At 70.4% G+C, this 15,251-nt stretch carries 20 protein-coding genes and 1 tRNA gene; 13 read left to right on the top strand and 8 right to left on the bottom strand.

What is annotated here, in order from left to right; all coding sequences use genetic code 11:
* Positions 1-55 precede the first annotated feature (55 nt).
* From ACFV3E_RS29075 to ACFV3E_RS29045, 7 genes are all read left to right on the top strand, one after another.
* Positions 56-715, top strand: a complete 660-nt coding sequence (locus ACFV3E_RS29075) for a fasciclin domain-containing protein (protein WP_500537338.1) — start codon at positions 56-58, stop codon at positions 713-715.
* Positions 716-918: 203 nt separating this feature from the next.
* Complete coding sequence (gene sigK / locus ACFV3E_RS29070; RefSeq protein ID WP_500537337.1) at positions 919-1,506, top strand: ECF RNA polymerase sigma factor SigK; 588 nt, start codon at positions 919-921, stop codon at positions 1,504-1,506.
* Complete coding sequence (locus ACFV3E_RS29065; protein ID WP_500537336.1) at positions 1,503-2,252, top strand: anti-sigma factor; 750 nt, start codon at positions 1,503-1,505, stop codon at positions 2,250-2,252. The genes sigK and ACFV3E_RS29065 overlap by 4 nt, the downstream gene beginning before the upstream one ends.
* A 296-nt stretch (positions 2,253-2,548) precedes the next feature.
* Positions 2,549-3,106 carry a DUF1990 domain-containing protein gene (locus ACFV3E_RS29060; RefSeq protein ID WP_500537335.1) on the top strand — a complete coding sequence of 186 codons (558 nt, stop codon included), beginning with the start codon at positions 2,549-2,551 and terminating at the stop codon, positions 3,104-3,106.
* Positions 3,107-3,489: 383 nt separating this feature from the next.
* Positions 3,490-3,564, top strand: a tRNA-Trp gene (locus tag ACFV3E_RS29055).
* A gap of 261 nt (positions 3,565-3,825) precedes the next feature.
* A complete protein-coding gene (locus ACFV3E_RS29050; protein ID WP_500537334.1) occupies positions 3,826-4,047 on the top strand; it encodes a hypothetical protein in 222 nt (73 codons plus the stop codon).
* 340 nt (positions 4,048-4,387) lie between these two features.
* Complete coding sequence (locus ACFV3E_RS29045; RefSeq protein ID WP_500537333.1) at positions 4,388-4,819, top strand: DUF7144 family membrane protein; 432 nt, start codon at positions 4,388-4,390, stop codon at positions 4,817-4,819.
* Between the two features lie 92 nt (positions 4,820-4,911).
* Here the strand turns inward: ACFV3E_RS29045 and ACFV3E_RS29040 are convergent, their stop codons facing one another.
* The gene (locus ACFV3E_RS29040; protein ID WP_500537332.1) at positions 4,912-5,913 is read right to left on the bottom strand and encodes an alpha/beta fold hydrolase; all 1,002 of its coding nucleotides are present in this window, start codon (positions 5,911-5,913) and stop codon (positions 4,912-4,914) included.
* A gap of 130 nt (positions 5,914-6,043) precedes the next feature.
* On the opposite strand from ACFV3E_RS29040, the gene ACFV3E_RS29035 reads away from it, so the two are divergent.
* Positions 6,044-6,652 (top strand): helix-turn-helix domain-containing protein, encoded by a 609-nt coding sequence (locus tag ACFV3E_RS29035; protein ID WP_500537331.1) that lies wholly within the window; start codon positions 6,044-6,046, stop codon positions 6,650-6,652.
* A 258-nt stretch (positions 6,653-6,910) separates the two neighbouring features.
* Positions 6,911-7,834, top strand: coding sequence for a right-handed parallel beta-helix repeat-containing protein (locus ACFV3E_RS29030; RefSeq protein WP_500537330.1), 924 nt, complete (start codon positions 6,911-6,913; stop codon positions 7,832-7,834).
* An 87-nt stretch (positions 7,835-7,921) separates the two neighbouring features.
* Here ACFV3E_RS29030 and ACFV3E_RS29025 read toward each other — a convergent pair whose 3' ends face one another.
* Positions 7,922-8,065 carry a hypothetical protein gene (locus ACFV3E_RS29025; protein WP_500537329.1) on the bottom strand — a complete coding sequence of 48 codons (144 nt, stop codon included), beginning with the start codon at positions 8,063-8,065 and terminating at the stop codon, positions 7,922-7,924.
* Between the two features lie 120 nt (positions 8,066-8,185).
* On the opposite strand from ACFV3E_RS29025, the gene ACFV3E_RS29020 reads away from it, so the two are divergent.
* Entirely contained in the window at positions 8,186-8,563 is a 378-nt protein-coding gene (locus ACFV3E_RS29020) for a winged helix-turn-helix transcriptional regulator (RefSeq protein ID WP_500537328.1), read from the top strand.
* 108 nt (positions 8,564-8,671) lie between these two features.
* The gene (locus ACFV3E_RS29015) at positions 8,672-8,887 is read left to right on the top strand and encodes a hypothetical protein (RefSeq protein WP_500537327.1); all 216 of its coding nucleotides are present in this window, start codon (positions 8,672-8,674) and stop codon (positions 8,885-8,887) included.
* A gap of 39 nt (positions 8,888-8,926) precedes the next feature.
* Here ACFV3E_RS29015 and ACFV3E_RS29010 read toward each other — a convergent pair whose 3' ends face one another.
* From ACFV3E_RS29010 to ACFV3E_RS29000, 3 genes are all read right to left on the bottom strand, one after another.
* Positions 8,927-9,130, bottom strand: a complete 204-nt coding sequence (locus ACFV3E_RS29010; protein ID WP_500537326.1) for a hypothetical protein — start codon at positions 9,128-9,130, stop codon at positions 8,927-8,929.
* 48 nt (positions 9,131-9,178) lie between these two features.
* Positions 9,179-9,625, bottom strand: coding sequence for a hypothetical protein (locus ACFV3E_RS29005; protein ID WP_500537325.1), 447 nt, complete (start codon positions 9,623-9,625; stop codon positions 9,179-9,181).
* 83 nt (positions 9,626-9,708) lie between these two features.
* Entirely contained in the window at positions 9,709-10,209 is a 501-nt protein-coding gene (locus ACFV3E_RS29000; protein WP_500537324.1) for a DUF2000 domain-containing protein, read from the bottom strand.
* 108 nt (positions 10,210-10,317) lie between these two features.
* On the opposite strand from ACFV3E_RS29000, the gene ACFV3E_RS28995 reads away from it, so the two are divergent.
* Positions 10,318-10,791, top strand: coding sequence for an Lrp/AsnC family transcriptional regulator (locus ACFV3E_RS28995; protein ID WP_500537323.1), 474 nt, complete (start codon positions 10,318-10,320; stop codon positions 10,789-10,791).
* Here the strand turns inward: ACFV3E_RS28995 and ACFV3E_RS28990 are convergent, their stop codons facing one another.
* Positions 10,792-11,847 carry an NAD(P)-dependent alcohol dehydrogenase gene (locus tag ACFV3E_RS28990; RefSeq protein ID WP_500537322.1) on the bottom strand — a complete coding sequence of 352 codons (1,056 nt, stop codon included), beginning with the start codon at positions 11,845-11,847 and terminating at the stop codon, positions 10,792-10,794.
* A gap of 163 nt (positions 11,848-12,010) precedes the next feature.
* On the opposite strand from ACFV3E_RS28990, the gene ACFV3E_RS28985 reads away from it, so the two are divergent.
* Positions 12,011-12,880, top strand: coding sequence for a helix-turn-helix domain-containing protein (locus ACFV3E_RS28985; protein ID WP_500537321.1), 870 nt, complete (start codon positions 12,011-12,013; stop codon positions 12,878-12,880).
* A 21-nt stretch (positions 12,881-12,901) separates the two neighbouring features.
* Here ACFV3E_RS28985 and ACFV3E_RS28980 read toward each other — a convergent pair whose 3' ends face one another.
* Both ACFV3E_RS28980 and ACFV3E_RS28975 read right to left on the bottom strand, forming a co-directional pair.
* Complete coding sequence (locus tag ACFV3E_RS28980; RefSeq protein WP_500537320.1) at positions 12,902-13,897, bottom strand: phosphotransferase family protein; 996 nt, start codon at positions 13,895-13,897, stop codon at positions 12,902-12,904.
* A gap of 118 nt (positions 13,898-14,015) precedes the next feature.
* Entirely contained in the window at positions 14,016-15,251 is a 1,236-nt protein-coding gene (locus ACFV3E_RS28975) for an iron-containing alcohol dehydrogenase (protein ID WP_500537319.1), read from the bottom strand.

Here is a 15,251-nt window from a genome sequence, read left to right as displayed (position 1 = left end):
GCCGGTCTGCGAACCGGCACCCCCGGAAGACAGAGAAGCACGAGGAGAATTTCTGATGACCACCCTGCGTTTTCGTCGTACCGCCGTCGCGGTGGCCGCGGCCGCCGTCCTGCCGTTCGCGCTGACCGCCTGCGGCGACGACGGCAAGGACAACGCTTCCGGCACCTCGTCCACCACGACACCTTCGGACCCGGCCGACGGCGACTCCGCGAGCCAGGACCCCGGCGACGCGATGGCCATGGACAAGCCCTTCGGGGCCGCATGTTCCGCGGTGCCGGAGGACGGCGCCGGCAGCTTCGACGGCATGGCCAAGGACCCGGTGGCCACCGCCGCTTCCAACAACCCGGCGCTGTCCACCCTCGTCGCCGCGGTGAAGAAGGCCGGACTGGTGGACACGCTCAACAACGCCCAGGGCATCACCGTCTTCGCGCCCACGAACGACGCCTTCGCGAAGATCCCCAAGGCCGACCTCGACAAGGTCCTCAACGACAAGGCCACCCTCACCGAGATCCTCACCTACCACGTCGTCGGGCAGCAGCTCGCGCCCGCCCAGCTCGAGAACGGCTCCTTCGAGACCCTGGAGAAGGGCAAGGTGACCACCTCCGGCACCGGTGAGGACTACACCGTCAACGGCACCTCGCACGTCGTGTGCGGCAACGTCGCCACCGCCAACGCCACCGTCTACATCGTCGACACCGTCCTGATGCCGAAGTAGCCGGCGCACCCCGGGGCCGGTCACGTCATCCGGCCCGCCGCGGAGCAACCCCAGGAGCCCGGGCCCGGGGAAGGCAAACGGCTGTGTGCGTCCAGCGGTCCGCACACACCTTCCCCGGTGCCCCTTCCGGGCCCGGCACCGGCCCGTCCAGGTCGCGTACCGCTTCGAAGAACCGCTGCGGGTCACCCGCTCTGGAGGTCTCCATGCACGTCACGGCATCCGGTGAACACTCCGCGGCACTACGCCGGGGAGCCCTCGAGTCACTTGTCGACCGCATCGCACGCGGTGATCAAGAAGCCTTCGACACCCTCTACACCGCGACGGCCGGCGCCGTCTTCGGTCTCGTGCGCAAGATGCTCCGCGATGCCGCGCAGTCCGAAGAGGTCGCTCAGGAGGTCCTCATCGAGGTGTGGCGATCAGCCGCGCGATTCGATCCGGGGAAAGGCAGCGCCATGGCCTGGATCACGACACTCGCCCACCGCCGGGCCGTGGACCGGATCCGCTCCGCCCAGAGAGCCTCCGACCGGGAGCACAAGGCCGCAGCCCGTGAACACCAGACACCCTTCGACGTCGTCACCGAACAGGTCGAACGGCGCCTGGAGCGCGAACAGGTGCGTCGCTGCCTGAAGCAACTCACGGACCTGCAGCGCGAGTCGGTCACGCTGGCCTACTACCGCGGTTACACCCACCAGGAGACCGCGGAGTTGCTGGGAACGCCCCTGGGCACCGTCAAGACACGGCTGAGGGACGGCCTGATCCGCCTCCGCGACTGCCTGGGGGTCACGGCATGACCTCCACCGACCCCCACGCCCTCACCGGCGCCCACGCCCTTCACGCGCTGACCGACCACGAAGCCCGGGCGTTCCGCCGACACCTCGCACGATGCGCCACGTGCACCCTGGAGGTACGGGAGTTCCACGAGACGGCGGCCCGCCTCGCGTTGGCCACTGCCGAGAAGCCCCCACCGTCCCTGCACACCCGGGTCGCGGCCGCACTGCCCCGGACCAGGCAACTCCCACCGCGGACAGCCCAAGGCATCACCAACCCCTTGCGCCGCCTGCGGCGGCGGCCCACGCTTCCGCACCTGGCTGCCGCGGCCTGCCTGGTGACCGCCGTCGTCCTCGGCGGCTGGGCCGTCCACGCCCAGCACGCGGTCGAAGGGCAGCGCGCGCGGGCCATTCAGCTGGAGCGGCACAGCGCGACCCTGGCCGCCCTCATGACCGACCCCCGCGCCGCCTTCCACACGACGGATCTCGCCGGCGGCGGCACGGCGACCGTCGTCGTCTCCTCCGGGCGGAACCAGGCCGCCCTCCTCTACACCGCACTGCCGGCCCTGCCCGACAGCCGGGTCTACCAACTCTGGTACAGCAAGAACGGCACCATGCACTCCGCCGGACTCCTCGCCCCCGGCCGGCCCACCGGCGCCGAACTGCTCACGGGCACTCCCCAAGGGGCCGAGGCGGTCGGCATCACCGCGGAACCCCAGGGCGGCTCTCCCACACCCACCGCCCGACCGCTGGCCATCGTCACCTTGTGACGTCGGCGGGACGAGCTCGAACCGGAATGCGAGCCGTGCACTTCCGTGAGGAGATGCGGCTTCCGGATGCCGCCGCAAGACGAGGCAACCCGGCTCGGTACGGCTCCGGCTCCGTCGCAGCCGCCTCAGGCGGCGTATGGGACTCGGCGACGAGGACTGATGCGACGCGGTCAGGGACAGCCCGTGGGAACACCTCTGAACCGAGCTGTACCGTGCTCCCCTGGCCCGGGATAGGTCATTTTGTGGGGCGGGCCACGTCTTGGGCCCATGACCGTTCACCGTTCGGTAGGAGTCTCATGTCTGAGCGCAGTACGAGCCGCCCGTCGGGCGGTGCGCTCAACTACAGCAGTGTCGGAGCGACGCGTCCCGCGGAGCAGCAATGGTCGGCGGAGGGCACGGGCCTGCGCCCCTTTTCCCGCACCGTCGTCATCGGACGCGGGAACGCGGACTGGCGCTCCGCGGCGGACGCCGTTCTGCGCTGGGGTGTCAAGCGGCGAAGCGGCTTCACCGTCACGAGCTGCGACGGCGCCGGGGAGAAGGTCGCCGAGGGAGCCGAGTACCGGATCACCGCAAGCTTCGGCCCGTTCGTGGTGCGGGAGCCCGTGCGGGTCGTGGCGGTGGTCGACATGCCGGACCGTTGCGGCTTCGCCTACGGGACTCTGCCCGGGCATCCTGTCTGTGGCGAGGAGGCCTTCGTCGTCCACCGCTCACCCGACGGTACGGTCGCACTGACGATTCGCTCCCTGACCCGTGCCGCTCCACACGGACCATGGCGGATGTTGTTCCCGGCGTTGCTATTGGCACAGCGATTCTTCCGGCGCCGTTATCTGCGCGCCCTGATGGCGGCATCTTGATTCTTGCCCTTCGAGGTCTTCATTCCGCGGGCTCGAACACCTCGTTCCATGGCGTGGTCAGCACAGTGCTGGCGTGACTGCCTACGAGGTGCGGTGCATCAAGGCCCATCGCCGCACCGAGCAGCGCGCCGAAGGCTGCAGGGTCACCCGCGTGCCTGCCGCCGCCGTCCGCCGGACTTCAGTGGTCCGGACCCACGGGTCATTGGTCCGCGAACGACGCCCCCCGGCGCAATTTCTCCGTCACCGAACAGAGGTGTACGCAGGCGAACGGCCACAGACCGGCCGCTGACATGCACCAACGAACTCGCAAAGCGTGTGGGGTCCTGGCGGAGAGCGCCCGTACGCCCCGCGCATGGATGGCGGGACTAGGATCTCGGCCGGGCGAAGCCGTAGCGCAGAGGTAGTCGCGCGCGGTCTCCAAAATCGCGAGGACGCCGGTTCGAATCCGGTCGGCTTCGCCCGACCCAGCCGTGCGTCCGGGGCGGGGAGCGGCGGACAGCGCACCTTCAGTTGGCCGCCGGGTGAATCTCGGCACGTCAGCGGCTTGGAGCCCTTGTGGGGTGCAGGCCGCTGTGCTGCGCCACGGCGAGGGTCAGGCGAGGTGGGGACAGCGATTTTGCGCCGATTGCAGCTTGTCGGAGGAGGCCGAGCACCCTCCGGGTTAGGCTCCCGCACAGATCGTCCGCCGTGTCGACCCAGCGAACGCAGGAGCGCTGACCATGCCCAAGACCCGCCTCAAGTGCCGCAACGCTTCTTCGGCCGCCGCTGTGGTGGCCGCCGGGACCGAGCCAGGCGACCCGCAGCACACCGTCCGGCAGGACGGCCGCCACGTCGTCATCGCCTACGCCGACACGCGCTGGCCCTTCGACGTCGCCGAGTGGGCCGCACTGGAAGGCCACGCCAGCGACAAGTCGGCCGCCCGGGTCATGTCCGGACTGTGAACCGGCGCGATTGACACCTGGCCGCGTTCCCAGCGTTTTCAGTCGGCGACAGGTCGCGGCAACGGGCTGCGATGACGTCGGCCAACGTGGCTTTCTCCCTCAGAGCTCATGTGGGCTTTCCCGTCCGTCACGCCCTGGCGCCGCCCTCTGGGGAACGCCGTAGGGGCAGGAGGGCTGCGGCTCCTCGGGTCGCTCTACCTCCCGCGAGTCGCCGAAAACCCCTGCGGAGGCATCCGGTCGCGGTAGCGGACGTTTGTGGTGATGCTGTCAGAGACAGCGTGGCCGCTCTCGTACAAGTGGTGTGCGTCGGTGGCCGCGCCGTACAGGAAAGGCGGCGGTCATGACAGCGATGCCCACAGCACGGCAGGGAGACGGGGGCAAGGGCAGCGGCGACATGCTCAGTGGCGCGTCCGTTGCCGCCGGGTCCCTGCTGATGCTCAGCGGGCCGCTCAGCATCCTCATGGGTGCAGCCGCCATTGCAAAGGACACGCTGTTCGTCACGTCGTCCCACTACGCCTACCAGTTCGACCTGACCGTCTGGGGAGTCATCCACCTTGTCATCGGAGTGGCGCTCGTCATCGCGGGGTTCGGTGTCCTGATGAACAAAAGCTGGGGTCGCGGCGCCGGCGCAGCGGTGGCAGGGATCAGTTTGATCACCCAGTTCATGTTCGTTCCGTATTACCCCGCATGGGCGATTCCTGTGATGGTTCTCGACCTCATCATCGTGTTCACGCTGACCAGGTTCCACGTAGGGTCCAGCGGCGGCCACTGAACGGGGCCCCGTATCCCCTTCGGTGAGTAACGGCAGCCCGGCCGAGTACAGCATTTCCTCGCCTTCTTCGGCCTCGCCGGCGCCCTGATCCGCTATCGCCGGAGTGCCGGCTGGGGCAGTGCCGCGAGCCACGTGGTCAGCAGGTGGTTGACCTCTTGGGGCCGTTCCTGCTGGAGCCAGTGGCCGCAGCCGTCCAGGAGGTGGGAGGAGATCAGGCCGGGCAAGGTGGTCGGGTAGGCGTCGATCGCGTCGGACATCCAGGTGGTGGAGGCGTCCAGGGTGCCGCCGACGAACAGGGACGGCTGGGTCAGGGGGGCGCCGTTGAACCGGGCGAGGTCCTCCCAGTCGCGGTCCATGTTCCGGTAGCGGTTGAGTGCTCCCGTGAGGCCGGTGCGCTCGAACTCCCCGGCGTAGTGGTCGAGGTCGGCCTCGGTGAGCCAGGAGGGGAGCCGGCCGGCGGGGAAGCGGTCGCGCAGGGTTCCGCCGTCGCTGACGAAGTGCGGGTCGGGCTGTCCCTGGGCCGGCATGGTGTCGGCGGACAGGGCGGCGTAGAAGCCCGCGAGCCAGCCTCGGACGTCGGGCTCGATCTCGGCCTCGGCCCGGCCCGGCTGCTGGAAGTAGGAGACGTAGAACTCCTGGTCTCCTCCCATCTGCGCGAAGACGTCGCTGGGGCGCGGTCCGCCGGGCGGGGCGTAGGGGACGCTGAGCAGGCCCACGGCGCGGAAGACACCGGGGTGCAGCAGGGCGGAAGCGGCGGCGATGTTCGAACCCCAGTCGTGCCCGATGACCGCCGCTGTCTCCTCGCCCAGCGCGTGCACCAGGGCGACGTTGTCCTCCACCAGGGCGCGCATACGGTACTCGCTCGTCTCCGTCGGCTTGGAGGAGCGGCCGTAGCCGCGCACGTCCAGCGCCACCGCCCGGTATCCCGCCGTTGCCAGGGCCGGGAGTTGGTGGCGCCAGGAGTACCAGGACTCGGGGAAGCCGTGGACGAGCAGGACCAGCGGCCCGCTGCCTTGCTCGACCAGGTGCAGCCGTCCGGCAGGCGCGTCGACGGTGTGGTGGCGCAGGTCGCCGGACGGCGTGGGCTGGTGCATGGCTTCTCCTCGGGTTCCCCGGTGGCCGCGGTACCCGTCGATCATGCGGTGTGGACGGGCGGGGATGCGAGTGGCGTTGACAAACTGGCAAAATGGCAGGTCAGGAGATACGCGAGGGAGGTGAAGTGGGATGGCGGACGACGTCGCCGCAGTCTTGGCCGCCATGGGGCCGCGCCTGCGGGCCGCGCGCGAGAAACGCGGAGACACGCTCTCCGAGGTCAGCCGGGCGACCGGGATCGCCTCCAGCACGCTGTCACGGATCGAGAACGGCCTGCGCAAACCGAATCTGGAACTGCTGCTGCGCCTGGCGAAGGCGTATGGCGTCTCCCTGGACACGCTGGCCGGCACCACCCCCGCAGCGACGCCGAAGCCGTCCCGCTCCGCGCGGCAGCGTGGGGTCGACGACAAGGCGGTACTGCCGCTGACCCGCTATGTCGGGGGGCTGCACGCGCACAAGCACGTCCTGCCGGCCACCGACGAACAGCCCGCACGGCCGCGCCAGTCGTCGCACGAAGGATACGAATGGCTCTGCGTGCTGTCGGGGCGGCTGTGGCTGGCACTCGGCGACCAAGACCTCGTCCTGACCTCCGGAGAGGTCGCCGAGTTCGACACCCGCACCCCTCATGGATTCGCCAACGCCGGACTCGGCGCACCAGTCGAATACCTGATCATGTACGGGCCTCAAGGCGAACGCCTACGCCCCCGCATCCAGCCGACGGCCCACTACGACCGCCTCTAAGGTGCTGGGCAAGCCGCCCGGCAGACCTCCACAGCCATCGTGCCCATGGTTTGCATCGAGCTCGCCTCGGGCCGTCCTTCGGCCGCACGGGTCATTGTCCCAGGCCGTTCGGGGGGCGTGCGGCCTGGCATCGGCGTGCCTCCCACACCGCCGGGGCACCGGTGGTCTTCGGGTGTGGGTGCGCAGGCCGTCCATGCCCGAAGGACGACAGCGGCGCAGGACCCCGGGCGTGCCCCGCGCGGAGACAGGAGAAGCTGCATGCTCAAGGGATCAGCTCGTGTGGCGCTGTCGTCGACGGTTCTGGCGACGGCGGGAGCGGTGGGCCTGGTCGGAGCGGCTCCGGCCGCGGCCGGCCAATTCACCGTGGTCGACTGCCGTGGAAACCCCGTAGCCCTGCAGCCTGCCATCAACAGCGCCGCCCCGGGGGCGGCGCTCCGGGTGAGCGGGACCTGCACCGGCCCCTTCACCATCAACAAGAACCTGACCCTGATCGGCCTCAAACCCGCCGTCCTCGACGGCAACCAAGCCGGCTCCACCGTGACGGTGACCGGAGCCGTCCGGGTGCGACTGGACACGCTGACCATCATCAACGGCACCGGCGGTGGCATCCGCAACAACGGGGGCACGGTGGACCTGACCGGCTCCACGGTGGAGCACAACACGGCAGGCCCGGGTGGCGGCATCTACAACGACGTCAACAGCACGGTGACGCTGACCGGCTCCACGGTGCGCGACAACACCTCTCACTCCGGCGGCGGCATCATCAACTTCGGCGCCGTGAGGCTGACCGGCTCCACCGTGGAGCACAACACGTCGACGATCGACGGCGGCGGCATCTACAACAACTTCAACGGGACGCTGACTCTGACGGGTTCCATGGTGCGCGACAACACGGCGACCGGATCCGGTGGCGGCATCTACAACATCTTCAACAGCACGGTGACGCTGACCAGTTCCACGGTGCGCGACAACACGACGGGAGCCGAAGGCGGCGGCATCTGGAACGACATCAACAGCACGGTGACGCTGATCGGTTCCACGGTGGCCGACAACACGGCTGGAACCGACGGCGGCGGCATCCACCACAAGGACGGCACGGTGACACTGACCGGCTCCACGGTGCGCAACAACCGCCCGAACAACTGCGGTGGGCCCGTTCTCGTCCCCGGCTGCACCGGCTGACCCCATATCCCGTGGGCCTGTCGAGCCGTGCGGCATGAGGACACCGGCGGGCCCGCGCGTGGGACACCCGGGTACGGGAGTCACCCGTCACGGACGGAGGCGGGGGCCGCGGACGGTGACGATCATCGCGACCAGAGCGGTCAGCCCCACGAACACCCCGAAGGCGGTGAACGCACCCTGTGGGCCGAGCCACGACTCCGCCGCGCCGACCGCCACGATGGGCACGCTCACCGCGATGCAGGCGAGGGCGAAGAGCGAACATGCCCGGCCGCCAGGGAAGACCCGTCCTGGTACCGGCCTTACCAGGCACGACGGCCGCCCGGGCGGCAGGGCGGAACTACGCTCCGAGGGATGACCACGCGATCCCACGAGACGATCAGCCCCCAGCCGCTGCGCCTGGAGCGCGGCTCGGTCCACGACGAGGCGTGCCCGAGCTTCCAAGGTGCCGTCGAACTCGTCGGACGCCGCTGGACGGGCGCGATCCTGGCCGCGGCGGCCCAGGGCGCATGCCGGTTCGGCGAGTACCGCGCCGTCATCGCCGGCATCTCCGACCGGCTGCTCGCCCAGCGCCTGAAGGAACTCGAGGCCGAGGGCCTCATCGAGCGCTCCGTCATCCCGAGCACCCCCGTGCAGGTCCGCTACGCGCTCGCCCCCGACGGCCAGGCGCTCATCGCCGCCCTGCAGCCCCTCGCGCAGTGGAGCGCACGCCGGTTGCGCCGTGCCCGGTAGCGGGGGAGGACGGGCCGCCGCCACAGAAATGCCCCGGAATGGGTGTATGTCGTGGCAAGTGGGTAATAACCACGCAAAATCTCCGGAGGCAGTGCAGAGGGGTGTCTCATGATCCGAGGAGCAGAGGGGTTGCCGTACCCCACTCCCCGCGCGAACGTCGACCTGGCCCGCGAATGCGGAGCCTGCTTCGGCTGGGGAACCGTCATCACCGACCAAGGCCGACACGAACTCTGCGGGGACTGCCAGGACGACGGGCTCACCGGGCAGCAGCGCGTCAGGGCCGTACGCCTACGGCCGGGCTCCCGCTACAGCTCGCCCCGCTGACCCCGCTCCCGCGCGCCCTCACGGGTGCGCCGGGCGCCGTCACCACGCCTCCGGGCCGCCCCCATGCCACTCCACCTGACCCGGGTCGGTCAAGCTGACCGTCCCCGCGTCGTACCCGGCGAGCCACAGGTACCGCAACAGGTCCGCCAGGGAGTGCGCGGTGCCGAAGTACTCGCCCCGGATCACGACCCTTCGTCCGTCGACCGGCGGTTCCACGATCACCGGCGGCCCCTCGGTGCGCATAACCCCAGCCTGCAACAGCAACCGCGATGGGTGCACGGCGACGCCCCCTCATCCGGGACGGCTCCCCTCCAGGACCGGGCGGGGGCTGCTCCCTTCCCGGCCGCGATGGTTGATCCTCCACACGAACACAGCCGCGCCCAGAGGCAGACCCACCACCGCACCCAGGGCGAATCCGAGGTCCTCGGCGCTGGGCGACATCCACGAGGCGGCCGCACCGCCCGCCGCCGGCAGTCCCACCACGGCGAAGAGGGCCATGGCAACCGCGGAGCGCCGGCCCGCGGGCCGGGCCCGGTACAGGTCGGCGATGGGCCGGCTTCCAGCAGCGGCAGCGCCGGCGAAGACCGGTCCGGGACTGTCCGGCAGCCAGCCCAGAGGCCACGCGGCCAGCGCCAGGAGCCCCAGGGGAACGAGGCAGAAGAGCATGTTCCGGAGTGTCTCGGCGGCCGCAGCCCACGGCTGGTGCCCTGGCGGGGCGGTCCCCTCCTCGCTGGTCATGGCGGGAGCGTAGCCGCGGCACGCTTCCCACCAAGGGCCAGGGCCTTCCGGCCCGAGCGGCGGTCACCGCCGCACAGGTGGGCTCAGGCCATCAACGGGAGCCTGCCGACGATCTTGTTGACGCGGTTGCGCGGGCCGACGATGCTCACCGCGCAGTACTCCATCGCCTCGGCCGGCGTCCTGCCCACGGCGTCCCGGTAGGCGGTGTAGACCAGCGTGCGCTGGGCGGCGGCCGGCATGTCGGCGACGAACACCTCGGGGGAGGCGCCGGCCTTGGCGCGGATCGCGCGCAGTGCGGCGGCGTCGGCGGTCAGGACGGTGCAGCCCACCCAGGGCAGGGCCGGATGGACGTTACCCTCGGCGTCGGTGACGTCCACGCCGAGCAGCCCGGGAACCCGGGCCGCCGTCGGGGCCGCCACACAGACGGCGGCGTTCGACGCCCGGCCCGCCGGCAGCGCCTCGTCGACCACCACCACCCACTTCAGCCGGGCGTCGCGGGTCGACCGGTCCAGGTCCACCTCCTCCGGTGCGAAGCCGACCGCCGGGCCGGGCATGTCCTGGCGGGCCTCGTGCAGCTCACCCATCTGCGATCTCCTCGGGGTATCAAATACGGGTGGATTGCTGAAATGCTAGGCACTCATACGAAGCAGATGCAAAGCATCCGTACATGTATCGGAGAAGGGTCGATTTCGGTGGCACTGGACGAGATTGATACGGCGATCCTGCGGGAACTGCAGTCGGATGCACGGAAGACCAACAGGGAGGTGGCCGCGGCGGTCGGGGTCTCTCCCACCACCGCCCTCGACCGCACCCGGGCACTGCGCCGTCGCGGCATCATCCGCGGCGCGATCCTCGACGTCGACCTCGCGGCGATCGGCCGCCCGGTCCAGGCCCTCATCGCGGTGCGCGTCCGGCCTCCGTCCCGCACGGTCATCGAGAGCTTCCGCACCTGGGTCAGCGCGCTGCCCGACACGCTCGGCGTCTACGTGACCTCAGGCACGGAGGACTTCCTCATCCATGTCGCGGTCCCCGACAACAACGCGCTCTACGCGTTCGTCATCGACCAGCTCACCCAGCGCCCCGAGATCGCGGACGTGCGCTCCTCGATCGTCTACGAGCACATCACCAACACCCGGATCACGCCGCGCCCCGGCGCCGCCGGGTGATCACCGCGACGCCCCGAGGGTGGAGACGTCGATGACGAAGCGGTAGCGCACGTCGCCGCGGTCCAGCCGTTCCAGAGCGGTGTTGACCTGGTCCGCGGGCACGGTCTCGATGTCCGCGGCGATGCCGTGGCTCGCGCAGAAGTCGAGCATCTCCTGGGACTCGCGGATGCCGCCGTTCTTCGTCGAGGTGATGTTCCGGCGCGGGCTGCCGAGCAGCATGCCCTGGAAGGTGGCGGCCTCGGCGGTGACACCCGCGTTGACCAGCACGCCGTCCAGGCGCAGCAGCCCGAGGTAGGCGTTGGTGTCGATGGCGCCCGACACCGTGTTGACGATCAGGTCGAAGCTCTGCCCGTGATCGCGGACGTAGGAACCGTCCGCGGTGGACACGTAGTCGTCCGCTCCGAACCGCAGACCGTCCTCGCGCTTGGACAGGCTCCGGCTGAGCACGGTGACCTCCGCGCCCATCGCGTGCGCCATCTTCACCCCGATGTGGCCGAGGCCGCCCATGCCGACGACGGCGACCTTCCTGCCCGCCGCCGCGCCCCAGCGGCGCAGCGGCGCGTACATCGTGACCCCCGCGCAGAGCAGCGGGGCGGCGACGTCCAGGGCGAGCCCGTCGGGGATGCGGAGGACGTAGTTCTCGTCCACGACGATCTTCTGGCTGTAGCCACCGAAGGTGGGCTGCTTGTCGTAGTCGAGCGCGCCGTAGGTGATGACCTCGCCCTTGAGGCAGTGCTGCTCCTCGCCCGCGAGGCAGTTCACGCACGTGCGGCAGGAGTCGACGTAGCAGCCGACGCCCACCCGGTCACCGACGGTGTAGCGGGTGACGTCCGGGCCGGTCGCGACGACGGTCCCGGTGATCTCGTGGCCCGGGACCATGGGGAAGAGGCCCTCCATCCAGTGGTTGCGCAGGAGGGCGATGTCGGTGTGGCAGATGCCGGTGTACGCGATGTCGATGACGACGTCGTGAGGGCCCGGGTCACGGCGCTCGATGGTCGTGAGCTCGACCGGCGCGTCGGGGCCGGCTGCGGCGAGGGCGGGAACGACGAAAGGCATGTCTGTCTCCTGGTGGGGCGACGTCGGACGGGGAGAACTTCCGTCTTCGACTCCACCAGGTGCGGGGCCCGCGGCGAAGAGGGAGCGTGACCGTGCTGAGGGTGCTACTCGCAGAGTCACCTTCGGGGCCCCACGGCGGCGGCGCTCGGCTATACCTGGGGGTATGGACGCTGAGAGGGCCTTGCGGGACTTCCTCGTCTCCCGGCGGGCGGCGATCGACCCCGGGCAGACGGGACTGCCGGTCGGCTACGGCAGCCGACGGGTGCCGGGACTCCGGCGCGAGGAGGTCGCGGCCCTCGCCGGCGTGAGCGTGGCCTACTACACGAAGCTGGAACAGGGGCGGATCGGCCGCATCTCCGAGGAGGTCCTCGGAGCGGTGGAGAAGGCACTCCACCTCGACCAGCTGGAGTGCGCGCACTTCCGCACGCTGGTGCGGAACGCGGGAAGCCGGCCCACCCCCTCGGCGCCGCCCCCGGTGAAGGCCAGGCCGGGCGTCGTCGCCATGGTGCACGCCCTCGACCTGCCCGCCATGGTGCACGGGCCGCGACTGGAGGTGCTGGCGGTCAACCACACCGCGGGGCTCCTCATCGACGACTTCGACGCCATGCCCGTCAAGGAACGCAACCTCGCCCGCTGGACGTTCCTCAACCCCCGGGCCAGGACCGTCTACCCCGAGTGGAACAAGATCGCGCCCCAGGTCGCGGCGGCGCTGCGCCAGGTCGCCGCGGACCGGGCGGCGGACCCCGTGCTGGAGCAGCTCGTGGGGGAGATCGCGGTGGCCTCGCCGGACTTCGCGCGGTACTGGGCGGAGTACCGGCTGTACGAGCACTCGTACGGCGTGAAGCGGTTCTTCAACGAGACCGTCGGCGAGATGAGCCTGCACTACGAGACGATGGCCCTGCCCGGCGGCAAGGGCCAGAGCGTCATCGTCTTCAGGGCCGACCGGGGCTCGCCGTCGGAGGAGAAGCTGCGCATCCTGGCCAGCTGGAACGTGCCCGCGCCACAGGACGCCGACCGGCACGTCCGGCCGTAGGGCCTGCCCGGTCCCAACGCGTCAGGCCAGTTCCGCCCGCACGGCCGCCAGGTCTTCGTATGTGCCGCGGACGCCATCGGTGTTGCCCAGGCGATGGTGTTCCAGCCGGATCGCACCGATGTGACGCGCCCGGTACACGTGGGAGCGCCACACCGCGGCGGGTGAGTCCGTCGGCGAGCCGTAGCCGTCGGCGTCCCAGAACGCCTCCCGCTCGCTGCCGGGCCTGGCCCGTGCCATGTGGATCGTCCAGTCCGCCGCCGGATCGCCCCACAAGGTCCGGTCCATGTCCAGGACCCCGGTGATCCGGGGCTCGGGAGAACCCTCGGCGATCAGGACGTTCACGGTCCACAGGTCGCCGGCGAGCATGCGCGGCTCGGTGACCTCGTCGAGCACCGCGCGGTGCTCCATGGCCACGGCCGCCACCTTGCGGAGATCGGCCGCGTCCAGGCCGACGCCGTCGAGGTCGGTGGCGATGTCCTCGAGCGAGGCGGCGACCGCCTCGCTCCACGTGGCGTACCCGGGACCCGTGACCGGCCCGAAGTGCGGGCCCCGCACCGCGTGCACCGTCCTGGCCACCGCGCCCAGTTGCCGGAAGAAGCCCGGCCATGCCGATCGGGGGTAGGTGCCCAGATGGCCCGGCGCGGGCACACCGTCGAGCAGGCTCTGCACCATCCAGTCCCGCCCGATCACCTCGTGCGACCAGTCGGCGGCGATGACGCGCGGCATCAACGGGGCGACCACCGACAGCCACGGCACACTCGCGTACTCGTTGCGCATCAGCTGCCGCTCGGAGACGAACTGCCTGCGTGGCTCCGGGGCGACCCGCAGGATCACCGGCCGCTGCTGCCCGGCCAGTGTGAGGCGGTAGGTGTTGTTGTACATCCCCAGGCCCAGCTCCACGGCCGAGACGACCCGGGCCGCGGCCCCGAAGGCGCGGCCGGCGATGGCCTGGATCTCCTGCGCTGACAGGCCCTGCTGAAACGCGTGTTCGGCGCGCAGGATCGGCTCGAAGTCCACATCAGTCCTTCCCCGGCCCACCGGCCGCCACCTGGGCGGTGCCACCCGGCTGCGCCCGACCGCACAGAGACTAGGTCCTGTACGGAGTTCAGATCATGCAGGTCCGGTGATGCCGTCACTATCTCTGCTCCGGAGTCAGGACGTGTCGGGTCCGGTCCCCGATCCAGGCCGCTTCGAGGATCGCGGTCAGACTGGCGGTGTCGGTCGGGCCTGGATGGTTCTGGATCAAGCGGGTGACGCCACTGGCCATCTCCGCGAAGCGCGGGAGGTCGGCGCGCGCCACGCCGATGTCCGCCAAGGTGGCAGGGATGCCGATGTCGGCAAGGAGCCCGTCGAGCCAGGTGAGGAACGTATCTGCGGCCTCGGCCTCCGAGGCGTCGGTCACGTCGAGCCCGCACACCCCGGCGAGGATGGTCAACCGGTCGCCGATGGCATCCCTGGCCGCGTCCAGCGCGTAGGGCAGCAGCAGCCCGACGCCCAGGCCGTGCGGTGTGTGGGTGGCTGCGCCGATGGGGTACTGGAGGGCGTGCGGAGCCGCGTTGCCTGCGTGGGAAAATGCGAGCCCGGCCAGCATGGACCCATAGGACATGTCCGCGCGCGCGTCCTTGTCGCCTCCGTCCCTGACGACGTGGGGCAAGCTGCGGGCGATCCGCTTCGCGGCCAGGAGCGCGTAGTGATCGGTGATCGGGTTGCGGCCGAGGAAGACCTGCTCCACCGGGTCGCGCGGTCCGTGGGCCCGGGGTCGCGCGGTGTAGCTCTCCACCGCGTGACAAAACGCGTCGATGCCGGAGTGGGCAGTGACGGTCGCAGGGCAGGTGTACGTGAGCTCGGGGTCGACGATGGCGAAGTCGGGCACGATGTGGACGCTGGAGACCCCCACCTTCAGCTCGCGGTCCGGGTCGGTCAACACCGAGACGGGCGTGAGCTCGGAGCCGGTGCCTGACGTCGTCGGGACCGCGACGAGAGGAATCGTCGGCCCCGGCACCTTCGACTCGCCGTAGAAGTCGCGCGGCGTCCCACCGTGGCGCCGGATGACGCCGACGATTTTGGCGAGGTCGATCACCGTGCCACCCCCGATGGCGAGGATGACGTCGGCGTCCACCTCTGCGGCGACCGAGACGGCCAGGGCGACATCGGCGAGTGGCACGTCCGGAGTCGCGTCGGCAAACACCCCGACGACTTCGACCTTCTCCCGCACGGCAGCCACGATCTCGGCCACGCCCGGCTGCCCCAGAAGAACCCGGTCGGTCACGATGAGGACTCGCGAGCCACACTCGGCCGCCACTCGTGGGATGTTCTGCGCGACCCCTTCGCCCACTATCAGCTGGCGTGGTCCGCGGACGGTCTCAAGCAT

Origin of the sequence: Streptomyces sp. NPDC059718, from assembly GCF_042733315.1 — a bacterium.
Taxonomy (GTDB): Bacteria; Actinomycetota; Actinomycetes; order Streptomycetales; family Streptomycetaceae; genus Actinacidiphila.
This window is presented reverse-complemented; position numbering and strand designations above follow the sequence as displayed.